The sequence below is a fragment of the Sulfurimonas sp. genome (genome assembly GCF_047622445.1).
Lineage (GTDB): Bacteria > Campylobacterota > Campylobacteria > Campylobacterales > Sulfurimonadaceae > Sulfurimonas.
In genome coordinates this window covers 1-18,527 of record NZ_JBLHOE010000066.1, presented here as the reverse complement: position 1 = coordinate 18,527, position 18,527 = coordinate 1, and the positions used below count along the sequence as shown (strand labels likewise).

Here is an 18,527-nt window from a genome sequence, read left to right as displayed (position 1 = left end):
AAATAACCACTCTCTTATCTTTGAAACTTTCTCTCCCTCTTTTAGTAGAATAATTGAATTTATTTTTAATATGGATTGCTATAACAGCAAAAATGACTTATACATTAAATTCGCTAAATATTTAGATAATTGCGATTATTGTACGATTTATTAGTAGTAACATCTTCTTAAGAAAACAAATATGTGAGGAAGATTATGAATACTATAAATAACAATAAAACAGGTATTAAAAAAAGTCGTGTACCTGCTAGGTTGGATTACTTTCAAAGTGGTTCAGGACTAATACTAGGTCTTTTCATGTGGGGTCATATGCTTATGGTTTCTTCTATCTTGATAAGTAAAGACTTTATGTACGGTGTTACTAAATTTTTTGAAGGAAGCTTCCTATTTGAAGGAGGTGCTCCTATTTTAGTTTCGGGTTTCGCTTTTTTTATTTTCGTTGTATTTATAGTTCATGCTTTTTTAGGGATGCGTAAACTACCAGCTAACTATAAACAGTATAAAATTCTTAAAGAAACATCAAGTAGTCTCAACCATGAAGACACGAAACTTTGGTTTATTCAGGCATTTACTGGGTTTTCAATGTTTTTCTTAGGTTCTATTCATCTTTACATTATTATGACCAATGCTGATAATATTGGGCCATATGCTAGTGCTGATAGAATTTGGTCAGGTTGGATGTGGCCGTTGTTTATTTTACTCTTACTTGCAGTTGAATTTCATGGAACTATTGGTCTTTACAGACTTTGTGTGAAATGGGGATGGTTTGATGGTGAAGATCCAAGAAAAACAAGAAAAACATTAAAGAAAGTAAAGAATTATTTAACATGGTTTTTCTTAATTCTAGGTTTCACTACACTTTTCGCCTATATGAAAATAGGGTATGAGCATGCTGACAAAGCAGGTGAACGTTATGTACCTAGTGCCCCTAGTACTATGGTATACCAAATAGATAAAGTGGAGGTTGCGTAATGAAAGTACATTATTGTGATGCATTAGTTATTGGTGGTGGTTTAGCAGGATTACGTGCGAGTGTGGCAGCCCAAAAAAAAGGTTTAAATACTGTAGTACTTTCTTTAGTTCCTGTAAAACGTTCTCATAGTGCAGCAGCACAAGGTGGAATGCAAGCTTCTTTAGGTAATTCAAAGATGTCTGAGGGTGATAATGAAGATTTACACTTTGCAGATACAGTTAAAGGAAGTGACTGGGGATGTGATCAAAAAGTAGCACGAATGTTCGTACATACTGCTCCTAAAGCGATTAGAGAACTCGCTGCTTGGGGTGTGCCTTGGACACGTGTTCAAGAAGGTGCAAGAACAGCTATTATCAATGCTAAACAAACAACAATTGTTGAAGATCATGAGCGTCACGGACTTATTATGTCACGAGACTTTGGTGGAACTAAAAAATGGAGAACTTGTTATACAGCTGATGCAACAGGACATACCATGCTTTTTTCTGTAGCAAATGAAGCTTTAAAAAATGACGTAGATATTCGTGATAGAAAAGAAGCCATTTCACTTATTCATGAAAACAATCGTTGTTATGGAGCAATAGTCAGAGACTTGATTACAGGAGAACTTGAAGCATATGTTTCAAAAGGAACTTGTATAGCTACAGGTGGTTATGGAAGACTTTATAAGTCCACTACCAATGCTGTGATTTGTGAAGGGATTGGAGCAGCTTTAGCGTTAGAGACAGGTGTGGCAACTTTAGGAAATATGGAAGCAGTACAGTTTCATCCTACACCTATAGTTCCATCAGGAATTCTTTTAACAGAGGGGTGTCGTGGAGATGGTGGTCTTTTACGTGATATTGACGGACATCGTTTTATGCCAGACTATGAACCAGAGAAAAAAGAGCTAGCATCAAGAGATGTTGTTTCACGTAGAATGATGGAACATATTAGAAATGGTAAAGGTGTACCTTCTCCTTATGGTGACCATTTATGGTTAGACATTTCTATTTTAGGACGTGAGCATATTGAGAAAAACCTTCGTGATGTACAAGAGATTAGTCAAGTATTTAATGATATTGACCCTGCTGTTGAAGGCGCAAAAGGTTACATGCCAGTACGTCCAATGCAACACTACTCTATGGGTGGAATAAGAACTAATGAAACTGGTGAATCACAAAATATGTCAGGTTTATTTTCCTGTGGTGAAGCTTCATGTTGGGATTTACATGGATTCAACCGTTTAGGTGGAAACTCTGTTTCTGAAACGGTTGTTGCTGGAATGATTATTGGTAACTATTTTGCTGATTTTTGTGTAAATAATGATGTTTTAATTTCAACAGCTACTATTAGCAAAAAACTTCAAGAGCAACAATCATATCTTGAGTGTTTAGTAAAAGGACAAGGTTCAGAAAATGTCTTTAAGATTAAAGAGCGTATGCAAGAAATCATGGATGATAAAGTAGGTATTTTCAGAGATGGGAAAAATCTTTCTGATGCTGTAGACGAGTTAAAAGAACTTCTTCAAAGAAGTCGACATCTAAAAATTGCTTCTAGTAAAATGCATAATAACCCTGAACTTGAAGAAGCATACCGAGTTCCGAAAATGTTAAAGTTAGCGCTTTGTGTTGCTAAAGGTGCAAGAGAAAGAACAGAATCAAGAGGGGCTCATTACCGCGAAGATTTCCTTAAACGAGATGATGAAAACTGGTTAAAACGTACCCTTACTTCATGGAACAGTGAGGAAGACTTAGAGCCAACTATTACGTATGAAGAGATAGATATTAAGACTATGGAAATGCCACCAGCCTTTAGAGGCTATGGAGCAAAAGGTATGACTATTGAGCATGCAGATGCGGCTTTACGTCAAGAAGAAGTTGATAATTTATCTAAAGAAATGCAAGCAGCAGGTAAGGACAGACATGAAATCCAAGAGGCACTTATGGACTTTGACTTACCAATGAACTACAAACAAAAAAATGAAAGAGTAGGGGATTAATTATGAGTCAGGTAAATAGAGAAATAACAATATCAATCTTAAAGTATGACCCTCAAGATAAAGCAGTTGAACCAAGGCTTGTACACTATAAACTAGAAGAAACACCTGGGATGACACTCTTTATCGCACTCAATAGTATACGTTCTAACCAAGATGCAGATCTCTCTTACGATTTTGTTTGTCGTGCAGGTATCTGTGGGTCATGTGGTATGGTAGTCAATGGAAAACCAGTACTTGCATGTAGAACACTTACAAGTAATTATCCTGAAGGTCTCATTACGCTACTTCCTATGCCAGCATTTGAACTTATTAAAGATTTATCTGTAAATACAGGTAATTGGATGGATGAGATGTCAAAACGTGTAGAGTCATGGATTGTTACTAGTGAAGAGACTGATATTTCAAAAGTTGAAGCAAAAGTTGAACCTAAAGTTGCCGAAGAAGTTTTTGAACTTGATAGATGTATAGAATGTGGTCTTTGTGTCGCTTCATGTGCTACAAAACTTATGCGTCCTAACTTTGTAGGTGCAGTAGGCCTCAATAGAGTAGCAAGGTTTCAAATTGATCCTCATGATCAGCGAACTGATGAAGATTTTTATGAACTTATTGGTGATGATGATGGTATCTTTGGATGTATGTCTTTACTTGGCTGTGAAGACCACTGTCCAAAACATCTGCCTCTACAAAATAAAATCGCTTATTTAAGACGAAAGCTAGTATCGGTAAAGTAAGCAAGTATGATTGAAGTCGCTAAAAACTATTTTCTGCTTTTTCATGGTAGAAATGGACAAGATATTAGCTTTGCAAAATTCAAAGAGTTAAACCAAGATGAGTATAGTATATACTCACTTGTTCTCTCAATGAGTAAATGTGATGTTTCAAATATAATGGATATGAAAAGTTTTCAAAAGCTTTTACAGATGATGGATCATCCTCCAGTAGCAAGTATCTTAGAACTCTACCCTTTACAAAATAGCATTTTAGCACTTCTTACAAATGATAATTCTAGTTATGACTATAGACATATTCTTGAAGATATAGAATATTTACATAAAGAAGAGATCATAAGTCTTATTAATTACCAAAAACTTCTTTCTCTTTTTCATAAAGCACAAGAACCAGGTAAAAAATTAGAAAGCAAAGTAGAAGAAGGTTCTTTTTTGGATAGTAAAAAGTTGTTTGGAGAAATTATTCAAGAACTTTCTTCGTTATTTGTGTCTGATGAGGATAAAGAATCATTAACAAAAATTGAAGATCAACTCTCATCTGAGCACTTTTCTGTAGGAATAACTGGAGTTATTAATGCAGGTAAATCAACTCTTATCAATGCCTTACTCGGTAAAGATATTTTAGGGAACTCCATAGTACCTGAGACAGCAAATCTGACAATAATCAAAGAAGGAAAAGCCTCGGCAAATGTTAGTTATTGGAATAACAAAGAGTGGGAAAAGATTATAGACTCAACAGCTAATAGGATGGAAAATAACTCTTTAGTTGAGAAGTATATTCATGAAGAGTCCTATCAGCAAAGTATTGACATAGAGCAGATGCGAGAGTTTACGTCAGCTACAGCTTCTAAAGATGCACATTATAAACTGGTTAAATCAGTGGAACTTTATCAAAAGTCTCCTTTTTTAGCTGGGGGAGTGGAAATTGTTGACACTCCTGGTCTGGATGATCCCGTCACACTCAGAGAAGAAATAAGTAAAGAGTACTTAAGTAAGTGTGATGCGATGATTCATTTGATGAATGTAAACCAAAGTGCAACACAAAAAGATATTGAATTTATTATTGATGCTCTTTTATATCAAAAAATATCCCACCTTCTCATAGTCATAAGTCATGCTGACACTGTGAGTAAAACTCAGATGCAAGAAGTTATAGCCTATACTAAATCTTCTTTATCCACACAGCTAGAAGCTTTAGGGAAGTCTTCTCATCTTTCATTTGTACTTCACCATATACATTTCCTTCCTGTTTCTGCAAAACAAGCATTAGAATGTCGAATGCAAGTAGAAGTAAAAGAAGAAGAACTTCAAAAGACAGGTATTCTAGAAATCGAGAAGCATCTTCATGCATTACTATATGGAAAAGAGGCATTAAAAGCAAAGTTAATTCTGCATAAATCCAAAGAAAAATTATGCTATTTCATTCAAGAACAACAAACAAAAGATAGTTATCAACTTTCTTTACTTTCTAAAAATAAGGAAGAACTAGAAGAGAGTCTTGAGAACCATAGAAAAAATACTCAGCATGCTGTTAAAGAGTTAAAAGAAGATATGCAACACTTAAACCAGTCTACATGTGATTATGTTGAACGTTTAGAGATATTTTTAGATGAAGAGTTTATAGATTTAAAAGTTCTTTTAGCACAACGTCTTTTTTCAGATGTGCAATATACCTATCAAAAATCTAAAAAGAAACCTGAAGTAAATCGAACAAAAATTATTATTGAGACAACGTTAAAAGATGGTATTTTGGAAATTACAAGAGATTATGGCTATAAGTTAAATAAACGTCATGAAAAACTTATCCAAAGTTGTCAAAAACGGTTTGAAATTTTAAAAAAGAGACATGTGAACTCATTAGAGGCAAAGTGTGCAACACTTTTTAATGAACCTTTTTATAAAGGCTTTTTGACTTTTTCAACACAAATACTCATAGAGAGTATTCTTCAACTCGTTGCTCAAAGTAATCATAAAGATTTTAGTGCTTTTCATATAAACTTAAACGAGATGATAGAGCAAAAGCTAGAATTAATTATACAGCAAATCAAAGACAAAGCTAATGATAAAGCATTAGAACGTATTGAGGCATTCTTTGGACTTTTTTATGAATATATTGAACATATTGAAAAAGAAGAGAAAAATGAGCAGATAATGCTTGAAGAAAATTTAGAACAATTTGATAAGAGAGAAAATCACCTCCAAGATACAATCTCTTCACTTCTCTCTCGTAAAGAGCAATTTAGCCTTATTTTACAAAGGCTGAACGTATGAAGATTTTAGAGGCGTTTATTAGTGAAGTTAAGCACTATAAGGAGGAGAAACAACATTTTGAATTAGGTTTTTCCGGAGATGTTGAACGTGTGGCTTCTGCCTTGTTAGACGATAACTTTCTTCCCTCTTTACAGTTAAATAAAGTGCTTAACAAACAGATTCGTCGTGTTGAATACCCAATCGAAATAGCTATAGTAGGGCAATTTTCTTCAGGTAAATCTACCTTTCTTAATGCACTGCTCTCAAAAGATATTTTACCTACTGGGATTACGCCTGTTACTTCAAAAGTTACTTATATTAATTATGGGGAACGTTATGAGATGAAAGTAACTTATTTATCAGGTAAAGAAGTTTTTTTACCTATAAATGAGATGGAAAGTTATTTAGATCAAAGAAAAAGTACTATTAAAGATATAAAATATCTTACTTTATATGCACCGCTTGACCTGCTTAAAAGTATCTCTTTAGTCGACACTCCAGGGTTAAACTCGCAATCTCAAAGTGATACACAGACTACACATAAGGTTTTACAAGATGTGGGAGGAATTATTTGGCTCTCACTTATTGATAATGCGGGAAAACATTCTGAAGATATAACTTTGGAACACTATATGGAAGCTTTTAAAGAGAAGACCATTTGTCTACTTAACCAAAAAGATAAATATAGCCCTGAGCAGATAGCCCAAAGTAAAGCATATGTAGAAGAGAAGTTTGATAAGTATTTTGTACAGGTTACTCCAATATCGGCAAAATTGGCTTTAGAGGGAAGAGCAAACCGTAAAGAGCAACTTTTAGAAAAAGAGAAACTGGATTTTTTAAATCTATTGCATCAATTTACTCAGAACAACGATGAAGACAAAGAAAGTTATCTTGCCTTTTTTGAAGAACACAAGAAAAATATCTTAGAGATTAAGAGTAGAAATTATACTTTAGAAGATGAAAAACTTGATTCATCTAACATTAATGAAGTAATTGATTTCGTTAAAAGCGATATCCTCCCTTCTGCTAAAGAAAAGAAAAGAGCGGCTATCAGTAAAACCTTACATGAAATAATCGATTTACTTGTGGAACAGTATGAATTGATAATAGAAGTATACAAGCAACTTTTTCTTATTTTAAAAAAATCTGAAGAAGAAGCTGATGAAGTGTTTAAAAACTTAGTACATAAAAGTAACTCATATCTATGCAGTATTCAAGAAGAATATAGTGAAATTATAGAAGACCTGTCTTGTATGGTTTACAGTCATATTGAAAAAAAAGAGCAATATCTTTACATAAAGAAGGAAGGTATTATTCATAAAGGACTTTATGCAAAGAAAATGTATTTACATCCTACTATAAATAAAGAAGCATTAGATAAAGAACTCTTTTCTAAAGAGAGTCTACTTAACCATCGATTACTTGTTTATGTAGATGATATGAAATTAATACACTCACAAATAGAGAATGCTAATGATGCTCTTTTTGAAAAATTTTCATCTTCTATAAAAGATTGGCAGAAGCGTTATATGTTGATTAAAAAGAAGCGTGAAATTGCTTCTGATATGGAATTTTCACATTTACGACTTTTTGCAGCTCAGATAGATGAGAATGTCATTAAACAGTATAAGGAACAACTTCATAAAACTCAAAATAGTATATCCTTACAATTTGTAAGGCACAACACACAAATCAAATACGAATTGCTTGAAGCATTTAGAAAAACACTCAGTACTTTAGAGAAAAAAATAGAAGAATCTGTGCTTTTGCATTTCCAAGAGCCAACAAAATTTCCAATTTATCTCCCTAAAAAAGATGAAATGTCAACACTTGTGCAAGAAGAGTTTAAACAACATCATGACGCGTCATTAAAGCATGATATACAAATAAAATTATACCACTTAAAGGATGCCCATCAAGAGACTCACAAAGAAAACATGGACTATATAGAAAAAAGTATGAACGTAATTCAAGACAAAATAAGTGCCTTAACGGCTATTTCACAAATTATATAAAGGACAAGTATGAAAGCTTCTGATTTATTGGTAAAAGTATTAGAAAATGAAGGTGTAGAGTATATCTTTGGTATTCCTGGAGAAGAGAATTTAGATTTTCTAGAGTCATTAAGAGAATCAAATATTAAATTGATTTTAACTCGTCATGAGCAAGCTGCTGGATTTATGGCAGCAACTTATGGAAGACTAACAGGTAAAGTTGGTGTTTGTATTTCAACACTTGGGCCCGGTGCGACTAACTTTGCTACGGCAGCAGCTTATGCACAACTAGGTGCTATGCCAATGTTGATGATTACAGGTCAAAAGCCTATTAAAAAATCTAAACAAGGTCGATTTCAAATTATAGATATTGTACATATGATGAAACCAATGACGAAATATGCAAAGCAGATTGTCAATGGTAACAATATTCCAGGAATGGTAAGAGATGCTTTTAAAATAGCTACAACAGAACGTCCTGGTGCAGTACATCTTGAATTACCTGAAGATATTGCAGCTGAAGATGTAGAAGCAAATATTTACCCTGTAAAAACTGTACGTTATCCTATGGCATGTAAACAAATGGTGAATGAAGCAGTGTCGATGATTGAAAAAGCAAAATCTCCTTTATTATTAATTGGTGCAGGTGCAAATAGAAATCGTATTGGTCATGTACTTACTGATTTTGTAAATGAAACTGGTATTCCTTTCTTCTCAACACAAATGGGTAAAGGTGTAGTTGATGAGAATCATAAGTTATGTCTTTCTACAGCGGCATTGTCTGCAGAAGACTTTATTCATGATGCGATTGAAAAAGCAGACTTAATTATTAATGTTGGACATGATGTTATTGAAAAACCACCATTTTTTATGGAAAATACACCGGATGCGACAAAAGTAATTCATGTTAACTTTTTGCCATCAGCTGTAGATGATACATATTTTCCACAATTGGATGTAATCGGAGATATTGCTACGAATGTATCTTCAATTACTTCAGCAATTTCCAAACAAGATCATTGGGATTTTAAGACTTATATGACTGTTATTGATTTGGTTAAAACGAAACATAATAAATATTTTGGAGATACACGTTTCCCAATATTACCACAAAGAGCAGTAAGAACTATTAGACAAACATTGGGATCTTCAGATATTTTGACACTAGACAATGGTGTATATAAAATATGGTTTGCTAGAAATTACCGTTGTGCAGAGTCTAATACACTACTCCTAGATAATGCCCTCGCAACTATGGGTGCAGGACTTCCTTCTGCTATGGCTGCTAAAATGGTTCATCCTGATAAAAAAGTTGTGACTGTATGTGGTGATGGTGGATTTATGATGAACTCACAAGAGATGGAAACAGCTGTAAGACTTAAGCTAGATATTACGGTTATAATACTTAATGACAATTCTTATGGAATGATTAAGTGGAAACAAGAAGGTATGGGTTTTGATAATTATGGACTTGACTTAGAGAACCCTGATTTTGTAAAATATGCAGAAGCGTATGGTGCACATGGGTATAGACCTGATTCTTGTGAGAATTTTGAAGAGATTTTAGAGAAATGTGTGAATACTAAAGGTGTTCATTTGATAGACTTAGCAGTTGACTATTCATTAAATCATAAAATTTTAAATGAATTGTTAAAAGACAGATCAAAAATAAATTAATACTAAGGATTAGAAATGACAACAATAGAAGTAACATCGCCTTTTGATGGCAAAGTAGTAGGAATTGTACCATTTAGTTCGTATGAGGAAGTAGAAGATGCCTTGTCTCTTGCTCAGAGAACTTTTGAAGATCATGCAAATCATATGCCTAAATATAGACGTGTAGAAATTTTAGAAAAAACTATGGAGATCATGTCTTCACAAATTGAAGAATTAACAATTCTTTGTGCTAGTGAGGGAGGAAAACCTTACGTAGATTCTAAAGTGGAAATAGAGCGTGCTATAAATGGTATTAAAATTGCCATTGAAGAGCTAGGTAAATATGAAGGTAAGCAGGTTGCAATGGGGCATACTGTGTCATCTGCAAACCGTATAGCTTATACACTTAAAGAACCTATTGGTGTGGTAGCAGCTATTTCTGCTTTTAATCACCCTTTTAACCTTGCAGTGCACCAAATTATACCTGCTTTGGCTGTAGGATGTCCTGTAATAATTAAACCTGCAACACAAACACCAATGAGTGCTGTAAAGGTTGTTGAAATACTTAAAGAAGCTGGTCTTCCTGATGGTTGGGCACAAGCTGTTGTATGTGATAGAAAAGCAGGAGAGCTTTTAGCTACTTCACCTAAAATTAATTTCTTAACGTTTATTGGTTCTGGTTCTGTGGGTTGGTACTTGAACTCAAAATTAGCAAATGGAACACGTAGTGCCTTAGAACACGGTGGTGTAGCTCCAGTAATTATTGAACCAGATGCTGATATTGATGATTTGATTCCTGCTATTGGTAAAGGTGGATTTTATCATGCTGGTCAAGTGTGTGTATCTGTACAACGTGTTTATGTGCATGAAAGTATTTATGATGAAGTAAGTACTAAATTGGCTGATTATGCATCTAAATTAATCGTAGGTAATCAACTAGACCCTAAGACAGATGTTGGACCACTCATTAACCATAATGAAGTAAATAGAATCGAAGAATGGGTCAACGAAGCTGTGAATATGGGTGCTAAGGTACTTACTGGTGGTAAACGTATTTCTGATTCATGTTTCCAAGCAACAGTTTTACTTAACCCTAGTGAAAAAGCACAAGTTTCTACTCATGAAGTATTTGGGCCTGTTGTTTGTGTATATAGCTATAGCGATATTGAAGAAGCATTTGATCGTGCTAATTCTTTAGAAGTTTCATTTCAAGCAGCTATCTTTACTAAAAATATTGATACGGCACTCAAAGGTGTAAAACGACTTAATGGTACAGCTGTAATGGTTAATGATCATACCGCTTTTAGAGTTGACTGGATGCCATTTGGTGGTGCAAAAGCATCAGGACTTGGTTTAGGCGGTATTGGTCATTCTATGGAAGAAATGAGCAATGAAAAATTGATGGTTATTAAATCTCCATCACTATAAAAAGCTAATAAAGGATAATCAATGCAAAAGAAACTAATTTTACTAATAGGAATTCCCGGATGTGGAAAAACAACTTGTGCAAAGTTAATCTCCCAAAAACATGAGAAGGATATTACTGAGTATTCTACGGGTACTCTGATTAGACAAGAGATAGAGAGAGGAACTGCAGTTGGAAAAATCTCTAAAGATTTTTTTGATAAAGGGGATTTAGTCCCGACACAGATTGTACTTGATATTATCGTTAGTGCGATTTTGAATGCTCCGACTGAAATTGTTCTTATCGCTGGATTTCCTGGAAAACAAAAGCAACTAGCTTATTTTGGTGACTACCTTTTTACGCACGATCAAATTGACCTTATTTCTGTTATAGAGCTTCAAGTAAGTGATGCTCTAGGAAAAGAACGTTTTTTATCGACAGGTAGAAGTGAGGATATATTTAACCATGAGATGAATGCTTACAAAGATTCTATTGAAAAAATTCATCAATATTATGATGAAAAGAATCTTCTCGAAACAATCAACACAGAAGAAGATTTAGATTTAGTTTTAAACAAGATTGATGAACACCTTTGGAGTAAAATAAAAGAACATAAAAAGTAATAATACTTTTAGACTTTTATTGAGAAAAGGAGAGAACTTATTTTCTCTTTTTCTATAAACTAACACACTCAATAATATCTATTAAATGTAAAATATACCCTCATACTAAGACCTATCCTCTTATTATAACCTTGAAATTAAAGATATTTTATCTTGCGAATATTTTGCGAATATACTTTGATAACATATTCCTATGAAACAAAGGTTTATTTCATAAAAAAACTATTTTTAATCACAGAACTAGAGGGTATTTATACAGTTACAGAGCTGTTTATTCATCCTCGATTAGGAGATTTATTATGACACTTATTGAACTATTTACAGACTACATACGAAATCAAAAAAGTCTGGTTGATTACGTAGAAGAACGTAAGAAAATGACAAAAACCAGAGGAGAATTCAATAATGAAACACTTCTTTTGGCTGCTGAAAAATTAGAACGTCTAAAAGAGGAAAACCCTGCTATCTATAAAGAGATGCATGAGTTATTGGAAGAGTATTATGATAAAGATGAAGGGCATTTTGTAGAGTATCCTATTAATTTTACAAAACAAATTCTTAAACTTTATGAAAATGAACGTGCTACTCCTGAACGTGTTGTGGCATGTTATAGAGAAGGGTTAGACCATCCTTGTCAAGATGCTTTTTAATTAAAAAAGGAATAAAGTATGAAAGTAATATCATTAAGAGGACGGGTATTCCCTACAGATTTAAATCATGCAGGAACGGTTTTTGGTGGATGGCTCATGGGGAAAATGGATAAAGCAGCTTCTATTGCGATAGAAGACATACTCATATCTCCTGCTGTGACTGTTGCAGTCAGTGATATGAACTTTAAACGCCCTGTTTACAGTGGTGCAATTTTTACTGTTTATACAGAAATACTAGAAATTGGAAATACTTCAGTAAAAGTTGATGTTGATGTACAAGTGAAATGTAGAGATACACATGAAGAGTATTCTGTTACAAAGGCCGTATTCACTTTCGTGATTATTGATGAAAATAAAAAACCTCGCAATGTAAGAGAAGTAATACGTGATGATATTGATGACTATGTTAGAAGAAAATTATAAAAATACTTTAACATAGAATATAGTGCGATTTTGTTTACTATTTTACTTTGATAGTCATAATGAATCAACCTTAGCAAGTTATAAATGTGAGTCATAAAGAAGTGTAAACAATATTAAAAGGGTGAAGAATGTTAAAGAAAAATAAAGCGACTATTATACTAGAGATAGATGGAGAGAAAAAAGAATATATTTATGATATTTTAAAAGGTACTAAAGGACCTGATGTTGTGGATATTCGCTCTTTTTATAAAGATTCAGGATTATTTACTTATGATGTAGGCTTAACCTCTACAGCTTCATGTAGTTCTTCGATTACATATATAGATGGAGAAAAGGGAGAACTGACTTATAGAGGGATTGACATTGAAACCTTAGCTACTAAACATAATTATCTTGAAGTATGTTATCTTTTACTACATGAAAGATTACCTACAAAAGATGAGTTGGTAGAGTTTGACTTAGAACTTCGTCATCGGTCTTTTTTAAATGATGGACTAACAAGCCTTTTTAGTGCTTTTCCTAATAATGCGCATCCTATGTCTTCACTATCTGCCGCCGTTACTGCATTGGCATCGTTTCATTATGAACATCTTGATCTTAGTCATGAAGATGAATATGATGAGATGGTATATCGTATATTGGCAAAAATACCCACTATCGCTGCCATGGCATATCGAAACTTCATCGGATATCCTTGTGTTCAACCTGATATTAATCTAAGTTTTACAGAAAACTTTTTGTTTATGATGCGCGCCTATCCTCATAGTCGTATGAGAGTAACGGGCAACGGTCCAGAACACATTAGAGATGTAGAAATACGTGCTTTAGATAGTATCTTTACACTTCATGCTGATCATGAACAAAATGCTTCTACTACAGTAGTAAGAGGTGTAGCGTCAACAGGAGCCCATCCTTATGTAGCTATCTCTGCAGGTATCAATGCGCTATGGGGAAGAGCACATGGTGGTGCCAATGAATCAGTTATCGCACAACTCGAAATGATAGGTTCTGTAGAGAATGTTGATGCATTCATCGCTAAAGCTAAAGACCCTAATGATCCATTTAGGCTAATGGGCTTTGGACATAGAGTTTATAAAAATTTTGACCCACGTGCTAGAGCGTTAAAAGGTTTACAAGATCAACTGAGAGAGGAATTGAACTTAGATTCTCGTTTGATGAAAATTGCTTCTAAAATTGAAGAGATAGCTTTATCTGATGAATACTTTGTGAAACGGAATCTCTATCCAAACATCGATTTTTATTCAGGAGTTATTTTAACTGCACTTAGAATTCCAAAAGAGATGTTTACTGCTATTTTTGTAATTGGAAGAACAGTTGGATGGATCACTCAATGGGTTGAATCAAGAGAAGATAAACAATCAAAAATAGTTAGACCTAGACAACTCTATAAAGGAATGTAAATTAAATGAATGAAAATGATACTTATGAAGTGATTATTGTTGGAGGTGGTATCTCTGGTGCAGCTCTTTTTTATGAGTTGAGTCAGTATACCGATTTAACAAAAATTGCACTTCTTGAAAAATATGAAGAGGTTGCTACACTCAATTCCAATGCAAGAGCCAATTCGCAAACTATACATTGTGGGGATATTGAGACTAACTACACGTATGATAAAGCTAAAAAAGTAAAACGTACAGCAAAAATGGTTGAAAAATACTGTTTACAGTACGGTTATGAAAATCAAATGATGTTTAAGCATCAAAAAATGGCCATTGGTATAGGTTACAATGAATGTCGTTTTATTAAGAACCGTTATGAAGAGTTTAAACCACTCTATCCATACCTAGAATTTTATGATAAAGCAACTCTTGAAGAGATTGAACCAAAGTTAGTTGTTGATGAAAATGGTAAAGGACGTGATGAAGAGATCGTCGGTATGGGTGCAAGGGATCAATATACTACTGTAAATTTTAAAGCAGTGAGTGATACTTTTATCGACAATGCTAAAAAAAATACAAAGATTCAAACGGATATTTTTTTCAATTCTCAAGTAGATAAAATCCAAAAGATAGACGATGTTTTTCATCTTTACACGACTGATAAGAAGGTCTATAAATCAAAAATGGTTGTTGTTGATGCTGGTGCGCACAGTCTTTTCTTAGCTCATAAGATGGGGTATGGACTTGACTTTGGGCAATTGCCAATGGCTGGAAGTTTTTATAAAACAGATAGAGCGATACTTAATGGAAAAGTTTATATGGTACAAAACCCTAAACTTCCTTTTGCTGCTTTGCATGGTGATCCTGATGTTACTTTAGATGGAGCAACAAGATTTGGACCCACCGCATTGGTAATACCAAAATTAGAGCGTTTTAAACCTGGTACGTATATAGATTTCTTTAAGACACTTAATTTAGATACAAATGTCATAAAAATATTTTATGATCTCTTCAAAGATAGTGAAATACGTAGTTATATTTTACGAAACTACCTTTTTGAAATACCTTACTTTGGTAAGCGAGCCTTCTTAAAAGATGCTCAAAAAATTATACCTTCACTACAAGTGTCGGACATAGAGTATGCGAAAGGTTTTGGTGGTGTACGTGGACAAATTTTAGATAAGAAAAATCAGAAATTGATGTTGGGTGAAGCTACTATCAATACAGGCGAGGGAATTATATTTAATATGACTCCTTCCCCAGGTGCGACTTCATGTTTAGGAAATGCTCAAAGAGATGTAGAACTTATTTGTGAGTATTTAGGTAAAATCTTTGATGAAGATGCTTTTAATAAAGATTTAGTAGAGGAAAATGACGATGCATAAAATGCTTTTAATCACAGATCAAGAACAGTACAGCTCAAATGGAACCATTACTACTCTATTTGATAAATATTTAAAAGAATATTGGGAAGTTGATATTCTCTATATTACTAGCTATAAACATACGTTTCAAAGAATTGGAAATGAATTAATTGTTCCTAAAAAGTATCAAAACAAAATTATTGAATATCTTAGTACAGGTAATGATCTAAGACAATACGACTTTATCTTTGTCCGTAACAAGAAGGAGGTACTTGAAAATGTACTCAAGCATAAAGAAGAGTACAATTATAAAGTAGGCTATAGAATTTCCTATCCTAAGCAACATCATGCATTAGAATTGAGTCAAGCACTTACTCCTAAGGGTATTTATAACTGGTTCAAGTACACGATGAAAATTAAAAAAAGAGACACCCTAGCTAATGAATGTGATCTCTTTTTACCTCCTTCTCATGAAGCTCACGAAGCATTTTTTCCAAATATCAAAGTGAAGAGTTTTCCAATGTTTATAGGACTCGACCCTGAAACTTTAAGAGAAGCTCATTCCATAGAGGATGATATTATTCATTTTATTAGTGTTGGGACTATGGATCCTTTAAGAGAGTTTGATGTTGTTCTTGATGCTTTTGAGAAGATGGACTCCAGTAATTGGCATTTAGATATAGTTGTATCACAAAAGGCTTATATACGTTCTCTTCTTTCACTCTACCCAAAACTTGATGATAAAATAACCCTACATGAAGGTATAGATACAATAGAGGAATTAAAAGATATCATTAGTAAAAATGATGTGGGTCTGGCACTCTTGCCATCAAATATTTTTCATAATACTGTTATTGCGAATAAGGTAATTCATTATGCTAGTTGTGGTCTACCTTCTCTTATGATAGATAATGAAAAAAATCACTCTATTTTTGATGAAGATGAAGCGCAATTTTGTACATTTGATGTTGATAGTATTTCTGATAATCTTGAAAAAATTATCGCTACTCCTAAAGAAGAACTTGTAAAAATAGGAAAAAATAGCCAAGAAAAACTACTTAAATTACGAAGAAACTATAAAGTATTAGCTGAAGAGTTAGCCCAAATAATGGATGATATAGTTAGTGAAGATATACCTGTATCATGCTAATAGCAACATTTTAAAAGAGTTGTAAATAATGAAAGGTACCAATTATGGTGCTTTCATTAATATGGTTTGTCTACTTCTCCTTTTTACAGTGCACATAAGTTCTTTCTGTTGACTAACTATAATGTTTAAATTTAATCTAATCTTATCTCAAACTAAATCCTAACTTCCATCTTCAATCCTTTCACTTAAACATCATCGTTAATATTATGTAAGGATATAAATAATTAACACTCATTTGAGGCTGTTATTTATCCATAGAGCAATTAACAATCATTATAATTTTGAGAATAATAGGTTGCAATCCAAAATAATGTATAAGAATGACAATTATTTATACTTATACAGAAATATTTATAATTAACAGTTATTCACTGTAATAGTTAATGATGTGTATTAAGGTTTAATTATATATAATGATATTGAATAAATAGTTGTATCTAAAAAATTAGCATAGGGGGTAAATTATAAATTTAGAAGAAATCACAAAAAATATCTTAGATACTTTTAACTCATTATTTTTTAATAACATTAATTTGCAAATTAAAAAAAAGAGATGTAATAGTATACATTTTGATATTGTTAAATACAAGCCATATATTGTTATTCCAAAAAATACCGCTAAGTACGGAAATCCAACTAATGATATTGATAAATTAAATATTTTATTTTTAGTTACTAGAATTATACTTGAGTCTTTTGCTCTCAAGCATGAAAAAGACATTATAGAGTATACAACCTCTAAATTTATTATATAGAGTGATTACTTTGGAGCAATACTCTCTATTATGATTCTTTTAAACAAGAATTGTGGAATTAATCTTGAACAAGATCTTAGTGATAAAGAATCATCCTTATCACTTATATTTAAATCACTTGATAATTTATATAAAAAAGATTTTTTCATTCAAAAATATGAAAACTTTCCAAATAATCATCATAGGTTAGGAACTATATTTACTGGTATCTTTGGATATATGCTTCGTATGCAAGAACTTCATAAAGGAAAAGAATTAATTCAGTATGAAAAAGAATATATACTTTTTACATTAGTAAAACTCATTGATGAGAAAAGTAATTTATTTACTGCATATTCAAAAAAATGACCCTGAAGCCTATAATGGAATTGAGCAAAACCAATTTAACTATAGATTAAATACTATGATATTAACCACTCATGCAAAAGTTGATTCAGAATATGAACCAATATTTAGCTTACTTTTTGGAACTAATCATAATAACGATATGATTAAAAAAATATTGGATTCTAAAGAAACTATACATATGCAAGCAGGAGATGTATTGTTAGTGCATGGAGAAAATGCATTATCAAAACCAATTGCAAAAATACAACGTGTTAAATATTGGAGAGTCCGATCAAGTCATGTATTGATCGTTGTAGCAGAAGGTATATTTTTACATGCTACAGGAACAGATGGTGTATCTTTAAGGTTTTATAGAGATGAGTTAAATGAAATAAAAACTAATTGGAGAATGATACGCTTAAAAACAATGAATAAATCTAAAATAGATACGCTAATGCAATCAATATTGTATTTCAATGGGCAAGGTTATAATAAGCTATTTACTCTAGAAAATGAAGATAAATCATTTTGTTCTGAATTAGTTGCAAAGATATATAAACATGCTGGAATAAAAATATTGAATAATAAACCTCCACACAAAGTTATTCCTGCTGATTTTGACCAAGAAGCTGATAAACATGTTGAATGGAAAGACATAACTATTGAAACAAAGAATGATTTTCGACTTATGGATAAAGAAATTAAACAATATCATTTAAATTATTATAATCGAAAAGATTTCCCCGTACCCTTGGGTCGGTCGGCAACAGTTCAAGAAACCATACAGTACAATATGGAATGAGTGAGCATGTATTTAAAAGTCATAACAAAACATTGTTGTTGTACCA

At 32.8% G+C, this 18,527-nt stretch carries 15 protein-coding genes; all 15 read left to right on the top strand.

The features are described from left to right. Positions 1 to 195 precede the first annotated feature (195 nt). The 15 genes from ACI9TV_RS13075 to ACI9TV_RS13005 all read left to right on the top strand — a co-directional run bounded on the left by ACI9TV_RS13075 (position 196) and on the right by ACI9TV_RS13005 (position 18,481). Positions 196 to 972 carry a fumarate reductase cytochrome b subunit gene (locus ACI9TV_RS13075; RefSeq protein WP_415251260.1) on the top strand — a complete coding sequence of 259 codons (777 nt, stop codon included), beginning with the start codon at positions 196 to 198 and terminating at the stop codon, positions 970 to 972. Further along, on the top strand, positions 972 to 2,954 hold the full coding sequence (locus ACI9TV_RS13070) for a fumarate reductase flavoprotein subunit (RefSeq protein ID WP_415251259.1): 1,983 nt from the start codon (positions 972 to 974) through the stop codon (positions 2,952 to 2,954). Before ACI9TV_RS13075 ends, ACI9TV_RS13070 begins: the two co-directional genes overlap by 1 nt. Before the next feature lie 2 nt (positions 2,955 to 2,956). Then, entirely contained in the window at positions 2,957 to 3,685 is a 729-nt protein-coding gene (locus ACI9TV_RS13065) for a fumarate reductase iron-sulfur subunit (protein WP_415251258.1), read from the top strand. A 6-nt stretch (positions 3,686 to 3,691) separates the two neighbouring features. Continuing rightward, positions 3,692 to 5,953: a dynamin family protein gene (locus ACI9TV_RS13060; protein WP_415251257.1), complete on the top strand. Its 2,262-nt coding sequence runs from the start codon at positions 3,692 to 3,694 to the stop codon at positions 5,951 to 5,953. Then, positions 5,950 to 7,947, top strand: a complete 1,998-nt coding sequence (locus tag ACI9TV_RS13055) for a dynamin family protein (protein ID WP_415251256.1) — start codon at positions 5,950 to 5,952, stop codon at positions 7,945 to 7,947. The genes ACI9TV_RS13060 and ACI9TV_RS13055 overlap by 4 nt, the downstream gene beginning before the upstream one ends. A gap of 9 nt (positions 7,948 to 7,956) precedes the next feature. Continuing rightward, complete coding sequence (locus ACI9TV_RS13050) at positions 7,957 to 9,603, top strand: acetolactate synthase large subunit (RefSeq protein ID WP_415251255.1); 1,647 nt, start codon at positions 7,957 to 7,959, stop codon at positions 9,601 to 9,603. A 15-nt stretch (positions 9,604 to 9,618) separates the two neighbouring features. Then, positions 9,619 to 11,010, top strand: a complete 1,392-nt coding sequence (locus tag ACI9TV_RS13045) for an aldehyde dehydrogenase family protein (protein WP_415251254.1) — start codon at positions 9,619 to 9,621, stop codon at positions 11,008 to 11,010. Positions 11,011 to 11,031: 21 nt separating this feature from the next. Then, positions 11,032 to 11,610, top strand: coding sequence for an adenylate kinase (locus ACI9TV_RS13040; protein ID WP_415251253.1), 579 nt, complete (start codon positions 11,032 to 11,034; stop codon positions 11,608 to 11,610). 299 nt (positions 11,611 to 11,909) lie between these two features. Further along, positions 11,910 to 12,260, top strand: a complete 351-nt coding sequence (locus ACI9TV_RS13035; RefSeq protein WP_415251252.1) for a hypothetical protein — start codon at positions 11,910 to 11,912, stop codon at positions 12,258 to 12,260. Between the two features lie 18 nt (positions 12,261 to 12,278). Then, the gene (locus tag ACI9TV_RS13030; RefSeq protein ID WP_415251251.1) at positions 12,279 to 12,683 is read left to right on the top strand and encodes an acyl-CoA thioesterase; all 405 of its coding nucleotides are present in this window, start codon (positions 12,279 to 12,281) and stop codon (positions 12,681 to 12,683) included. 128 nt (positions 12,684 to 12,811) lie between these two features. Then, positions 12,812 to 14,104 carry a citrate synthase gene (locus ACI9TV_RS13025; protein WP_415251250.1) on the top strand — a complete coding sequence of 431 codons (1,293 nt, stop codon included), beginning with the start codon at positions 12,812 to 12,814 and terminating at the stop codon, positions 14,102 to 14,104. Positions 14,105 to 14,109: 5 nt separating this feature from the next. Beyond that, the gene (locus ACI9TV_RS13020; RefSeq protein WP_415251249.1) at positions 14,110 to 15,468 is read left to right on the top strand and encodes an FAD-dependent oxidoreductase; all 1,359 of its coding nucleotides are present in this window, start codon (positions 14,110 to 14,112) and stop codon (positions 15,466 to 15,468) included. Next, complete coding sequence (locus ACI9TV_RS13015; protein ID WP_415251248.1) at positions 15,461 to 16,597, top strand: glycosyltransferase; 1,137 nt, start codon at positions 15,461 to 15,463, stop codon at positions 16,595 to 16,597. Before ACI9TV_RS13020 ends, ACI9TV_RS13015 begins: the two co-directional genes overlap by 8 nt. 785 nt (positions 16,598 to 17,382) lie before the next feature. Beyond that, positions 17,383 to 17,700 carry a hypothetical protein gene (locus ACI9TV_RS13010; protein ID WP_415251247.1) on the top strand — a complete coding sequence of 106 codons (318 nt, stop codon included), beginning with the start codon at positions 17,383 to 17,385 and terminating at the stop codon, positions 17,698 to 17,700. Next, positions 17,660 to 18,481 (top strand): YiiX/YebB-like N1pC/P60 family cysteine hydrolase, encoded by an 822-nt coding sequence (locus ACI9TV_RS13005; protein ID WP_415251246.1) that lies wholly within the window; start codon positions 17,660 to 17,662, stop codon positions 18,479 to 18,481. Before ACI9TV_RS13010 ends, ACI9TV_RS13005 begins: the two co-directional genes overlap by 41 nt. Positions 18,482 to 18,527: the final 46 nt, after the last annotated feature.